Below are 6,000 nucleotides of genomic sequence, written 5' to 3'. Positions count from 1 at the left end.
TTCCAAAAGTTGATTAATTTCTAAAAACTCAATTGAGTTTGATATATCTTCTAAATTCATTGTATCAGATTTTGAAGACAAAATTAATAAAATAAATCAATAGCCTGACGGCTATGGTGTGCCACAGACCACGGTTTAAGAATATCTTTTGTGAATCATTTCTATTAGCGGGTGACTTAAGTCACCCGCTAATAGAAATGATTTTAAACAGTGTTTTATGGCCTACAGGCCACGATTTAGTTGATATATTTTAATATATCTATAATGTCTTTTTCAGTTAAGTTGGGATAAGGTGTCATTTGGGCTTGGTTAAATTTATAATATAGCTTATTCGCATATTTATCACCACTTTTAATAACTTTTTGAGGATTATGTACCCATTTTACAATCCATTTCAAAGGACGTCTTTCAGAAACATCCCTTAAGCCTGGTCCAACCAATATTTCATCAGAAATGCTATGACAAGCAGCACAATTATTCTTAAAAATACTTTCACCATTGTCATTATAGCCATTATTAACCTCTACATTATCAACGACTCCACAATAAAATATTGGTTGAATTTCAGGTTGAGCTTTTATCTCAAAGTAAAAATATATTACAAAGCCAAAAGTAAGTGTTAATACCAATAGTATCAATAAGCTAGTTTGTAGAGTATGTAATATAAATGTTTTCATCTGTAAATAGAACAATGAAAAAGACCTAAAAAGTTTATAAACCTTTTAGGTCTTACAGATTAATATTTGTCACACTTATTGTAGATGATTGATTTCCTGTTCAGAAAGCCCCGTAGCTTGAATAATCATTTCCATTGAAATACCTAGAGAAAGCATGTTCCTAGCTACTTTTAGAATCCCTTCCATTTCACCTTCCTCTCTTGCAGTATCCAAGGAATTCTTTAAGTCTCGGTAATACTTCAAGCTATCTTCATAAGATAATACTTGCTCTTGGGTAAACTTAGCTATTTCGGCAGTCTCAAATACTTTCTCAAAAATTTGTTCTCGCAAACTATCTGGGACTCTATCTAGCTTATTTAAATTACTAATGACATACAGCCATTTATCAAATCTCGTTTCTAATTCATCGATTGTTTTCTTGAATTTAGGCATTTCTAAGTAGATAAAAGTCAGCTTGTCATAAAATACTTTATTAGTTTCTGTGTCTTTTAACTTTATATCATACCTAAATTTATTGGGTTCATTTTTATCTGCATCGAAAACAAAATCAAGAATCGCAATGGTATAAACAGCCTTTAATTCATAATTCCAATCTGCTCGTTTAGCTTGCTCACGTATCGGAAAAGTTGAATAGTAAACTGTTCTATCTTTAAAGAAATTCTGTTTAGTCTTTTGCAATTCAACAATAAACTTCTCTCCACGTTCATTTTCACAGTACAAATCAAAAATAGCTTTTCTATCAGATTCTGTCAGACCAAGATTTTCCGTTTTCAGATAGTTCAATTCTTTAATTTGTCCTTGCTCTTCCTTTAATAATTCGTTCAGAAAATCCAATAGCAGGTCTTTGTTTAACTCTTCGCCAAACAATTTCTTGAATCCATAATCGGTAAAAGGATTAATATATTTTTCTACAAATTCTGCCATTTGTGTGTAATTTAAAACATCTGATTTAAATAAACGACAAATTTATGGGGTAATTTTCTGATTATTAACGAGTTACTTAAGTGGCTGTTTGCTGAAACAGCAAGGTTTCTTCTCACAGGTCTTTTATCTTATTAATTACTAGTCATTTTCAGGAAATAGAAAAAAAGCTCATAACTCAATACTTAAAGCTTATACCTAAACAGCACTTCTTCCTTTTTCAATAGCCTTCGCTAATCCTGATACATCAGAACCACCAGCCGTTGCAAAGAAAGGCTGACCACCGCCACCACCTTTTACTTCTTTAGCCATATCACGGATGATTTGCCCAGCGTTTAGTCCTTTCTCAGCTACTAAATTATCAGCAATCATGACCGCTAGTTGTGGTTTGCCTGCTACTTCCGACCCTAATACGCAATACAAATTATCAACCTTCGCTTTTAATTCATACGCCAATTGCTTCAAGGCATCGGCACTTGGTACTGAAATCACCTCCGCAATGACATTTACGTCACCAACTACTTGTACTTTCGTCAACAAGTTTTCCTTGATGGCTTGTAACTTTTCACCTTCAAAGGCTTCTATCTTTTTACTTAAAATAGCTTTCTCTTCTAACAAAGCTTTCACGGCTTTCACTACGTCTGATTGCCCTTTGAATAAACCTTTCAATTCATTCACAATCGTCAATTGTTCTTCAAACATTGCCAACGCATTTTGACCTGTATAAGCTTCTACACGACGAACACCTGCCGAAACAGAACTCTCTGCCACGAATTTAAACAAACCAATTTGCCCAGTTGCTGGCACGTGTGTACCACCACAAAGTTCTACCGAGAAATTAGGGTCAAATGTAATGACGCGGACAAAATCACCGTACTTTTCACCAAACGTAGCCGTTGCTCCTGCGGCAACTGCTTCTTTGATAGGTACATTGCGTTTTTCATCCAAAGCAATGTTCGCTCTGATTTTAGCATTTACAATGTCTTCTATCTTAGTCAATTCTTCATCCGTCACTTTCGAGAAATGCGAGAAGTCGAAACGAGTAAGGTCTTCGTTTTGAAACGATCCTTTTTGTGAAATATGCGAACCTAATACCTCACGCATGGCCGAAAGCATCAAGTGCGTAGCCGTATGGTTTGAAGTAATTTTACTTCTACGAGCGGTATCAATTTTGGCTACTAATTTTTTACCAGTAGCATATTGTTCAACAAATTTCTCGAAGTTTTTGTCCGTAGAAATATGGATAAACAAATCGTTTTCCTTTTTAGTATCCGAAATTTTTACTGTTAATAACTCCTCACTCGGCACTCCCAACTCCAATACTCCAGAGTCTCCCACTTGTCCACCCATTTCTGCGTAGAAAGGCGTTTTATCTAACACGATATGGTATTCGCTACCTGTTTTGGTTTTTACTTTACGGTATTTGATAAGGTTTGCTTCGGCTTCTGTTTCGTCATAACCTACAAATTCAAAGTCAAAATCTTCGTCTGAAACAATTGTCCAGTCGGTAGCTTCTTTCGATGAATCCTTACGAGAACGGTCTTTTTGTGCTTGTAGAGCTATTTTATAGCCTTCTTCGTCAACTGTCCAACCAATTTCTTTAGCCATTAGTTGAGTAAGGTCGAAAGGAAAACCAAATGTGTCATTAAGTTCAAAAGCGAAATTCCCAGCAACAATTTTTTTGCTTCGCTCTGTTATAAATGTGTTTTTTACATCATTTATATCAAGCATTTCTATCATTTCATCAAATTGATCGTTAGATGGACTCAACACCATTAAAGAAGAATCAGATGTGTAATTTTGAAATCTAATGATTCCTTTTGCTAAAGTACGCAAGAAAGAATTTTCTTCTTCTAAAATTACTCTTTCTACAAACTCTTGTTGAGCGATTAATTCAGGGAAAACGCCATCAAATTGTTCCGCCAACAATGGAATAATGCTGTGCATAAATGGCTCGCGGAAACCTAAATAAGTATAACCATAACGAACCGCACGACGCAAGATTCTACGGATTACATAACCCGCTTTGTTGTTTGAAGGCAACTGTCCGTCGGCAATCGCAAAAGCAATCGCACGGATATGGTCAGCAATTACTCTTAGTGCAATATCTTCCCACTTTGAATCACCATATTTTTTACCTGCTTTTGCTGCTACAAAATTGATGGTATTCGAGAACACGTCGGTATCATAGTTCGATTGTTTGCCTTGAATCGCCATACACAAACGCTCGAAGCCCATGCCTGTATCTACGTGTTTGGCAGGCAATGAAACCAAAGAGCCATCCGCCATGCGTTCAAACTGCATGAATACGTTGTTCCAGATTTCTACCACTTGTGGGTGGTCAGCATTGACTAATTCTTTTCCAGAAACTTTCGCTACTTCATCCGCATCACGTAAGTCGATGTGGATTTCAGAACATGGTCCACATGGACCAGTATCGCCCATTTCCCAGAAGTTATCTTTTTTGTTTCCTAAGATAATACGGTCTTCGCCCACCATTGATGCCCAAATGTCCCACGCTTCTTGGTCGAAAGGCACGCCGTCTTTTTCGTCACCTTGAAACACAGAAACATAAATTCTATCTTTTGGCAATTTGAATACTTCCGTTAATAATTCCCAAGACCACGCCAAGGCTTCTTTCTTGAAGTAATCACCAAACGACCAGTTTCCCAACATTTCAAACATGGTGTGGTGATAGGTATCAAACCCAACGTCTTCTAAATCATTGTGTTTACCAGACACACGTAAACATTTTTGTGTATCGGCAATACGCTTTGAAGGAGGCGTACCATTACCCAAGAAAAAGTCTTTGAACTGAGCCATCCCCGAGTTATTAAACATCAAGGTAGGGTCGTTTTTGGCAACAAGAGGAGCTGAAGGAACAATTAAGTGCCCTTTAGATTGAAAGAAGTCTAAAAACTGTTTGCGTATTTCTTTGGAAGTCATTATAAAATCGGAATTTGGTTTGTCAGAAGTAATGCTTCAGACAGTCTCTTTAAAATTAACCGCAAAATTAGTGAATAGTCTTGGAGAATGTTAGTAATTCAAGAGAAAATGAAATGATATGGAAAAAATGATGGTTTTTTAGGGGCTTGAATCCCTTAATTGTTTGTTTAGGTTCCTCAAAGTCTCTGACTTGGCTTTTTGCAAGATGATTTGAGCGACGGTACAAATAGCAAGATGTTGCTAATAGCAGGAAGAATTGGATGAATAGAGTCATGGTAAAAGGTGTATGATGATGGTTGAACTTGTTACTAAATTACATATTTTTCGGGAGAAATACAAGGCTTTTAGTAAGTCTTTTTTGGTAGTTTTTGATCATGGATTTATTGTCGTATAATGTAGGCGTTAGGAGGTTTGAGGCTAATTTTTAATAAAAAAACCTTTAGGGATAAGATTATTGAGGACTAATCCTTTCTATTAGCAGGTGACTTAAGTCACCTGCTAATAGAAAATTTTGTTACAATTACTCATGGCATGACTTTGCCAATTCTATGGTTGTTGACAAATATTTGGCAGTCATGCCATGAGTTCGCACAAACATTTTTCCTATTTTTACTGAATGCAATGCCTGTGTTAGGTCTATGGTTTTTATCAAGTATTTGGTAGTCGTGTCTTGAATTTTAAAGACACTTTTTTATAAGAAAACACCTTGATAACCTATTATTTTTTTGCTTTGGTAGTTGCTCCTGTCGTGCTGTGGTAAAAAATGCTACAGCACTGCAGGAGCAAATACCAAAGCACTGCAGAAGCAAAGCTAGTATAATAAAACAATAGAAAACTATTAAACCTTAAAAACAATAACAACAACAATAATAAAGAAAATTGATGTTGTTATTGTTTTTATTGATTGATGATAATGATTTTTTTACTGTAAAAATCTCTTAAAAAAATAAGGCAACAGTACTTTGTTTTTTAAGAAAAAAATGCTATTTTTATAAAAGTTTTACAAACTGGTGCCCCCCGAGTTTTTGCCAAAATTCACATTGTTTTTTTACGCTAGACAGTTGAACAAATTAACTACACCCCCATAAAAATGAAAAATTATATTGCCAACCTCATCTTGATATTTTCATGCTTGCTCATTCCATGCGGTGTTGCTTTTGTCGAAAAGCACTTGAAATACAAGTTATTACACAACATTTTGTCTTCATACAGTGAGGTTTATAAATGCCAATTGGCTGTTTATCAACGTCTAATTCTTTACAAGAAGGCTCTGTTTGTACTATATGTTAGCCCTAGCTTTATTGAAAATAAAAGACCTCCTAATGATTACCCTCAATTCATGGCTTGAAGTGCTACCATCAGTAATCAGAATCAAGCAAACTTTCTTTCTCAAATATAAATAAATCAATAAAATCTTGTTTTATATAAGTTTGTAACTGTACTTTTACGCCTAATG

Annotated in this window: 3 protein-coding genes; all 3 read right to left on the bottom strand. The window is 35.3% G+C overall.

Annotation, left to right across the window (positions count from 1 at the left end):
* Positions 1-236: 236 nt before the first annotated feature.
* Positions 237-677 (bottom strand): c-type cytochrome, encoded by a 441-nt coding sequence (locus tag VB264_RS14185; protein ID WP_323250402.1) that lies wholly within the window; start codon positions 675-677, stop codon positions 237-239.
* Positions 678-752: 75 nt separating this feature from the next.
* Positions 753-1,601 carry an Rpn family recombination-promoting nuclease/putative transposase gene (locus tag VB264_RS14180; RefSeq protein WP_323250400.1) on the bottom strand — a complete coding sequence of 283 codons (849 nt, stop codon included), beginning with the start codon at positions 1,599-1,601 and terminating at the stop codon, positions 753-755.
* 195 nt (positions 1,602-1,796) lie between these two features.
* Positions 1,797-4,544, bottom strand: coding sequence for an alanine--tRNA ligase (gene alaS / locus VB264_RS14175; RefSeq protein ID WP_323250398.1), 2,748 nt, complete (start codon positions 4,542-4,544; stop codon positions 1,797-1,799).
* Between the last annotated feature and the right edge of the window lie 1,456 nt (positions 4,545-6,000).

The sequence above is a fragment of the Arcicella aquatica genome (assembly GCF_034928825.1).
In the GTDB taxonomy this organism is placed as follows: domain Bacteria; phylum Bacteroidota; class Bacteroidia; order Cytophagales; family Spirosomataceae; genus Arcicella; species Arcicella aquatica.
Note: the sequence above shows the minus strand (reverse complement) of the source record. Positions and strands in the feature narration are given on the sequence as shown.